We start from the raw sequence: 398 nt of genomic DNA on the forward strand, positions 1-398 counted from the left end.
GCTCAGCATCCTGGCATCGAGAGGATCGGTCTTGGCCCGCCGTCGCGTCGACTTCGCATAGTGGTGGGTGTGGGCGGGGTTGTGCCGCGAGAACGGCACGCCGGCCTTGGCCAGCGCATGGCGCAGCAGCCGGTCATGCACCCCTGTCGCCTCCATGACGACGAAGTCACGACCGGCGCAAAGGCCTGCCACATAGGCTTCTATCGCCTCAGCCTGGTTGGGGATGCGCTGGTAACGGCCGCTTGCCTCGTCAAAAAGGTCGAGCCTCGCTTTGGAGATGTCGCAGCCGACATAGTTCTGCACTATCATGGCCACGCCTCTTCCTGTGGTGCGGGGTCTGCTTCGAACAGCCCCGTGCAACTGTTCAGGTTGATGGTTCACCGGTGGGAAGGGACCGG

At 63.6% G+C, this 398-nt stretch carries 1 protein-coding gene; it reads right to left on the bottom strand.

Going from position 1 to position 398, the window contains the following annotated elements; genetic code table 11:
• Positions 1-309 (bottom strand): transposase (locus EN818_RS30960; RefSeq protein ID WP_245521429.1); only part of this gene is annotated, 309 nt, incomplete at its 3' end.
• Positions 310-398: the final 89 nt, after the last annotated feature.

Origin of the sequence: Mesorhizobium sp. M3A.F.Ca.ET.175.01.1.1 (assembly GCF_004791945.1) — a bacterium.
GTDB lineage: Bacteria > Pseudomonadota > Alphaproteobacteria > Rhizobiales > Rhizobiaceae > Mesorhizobium.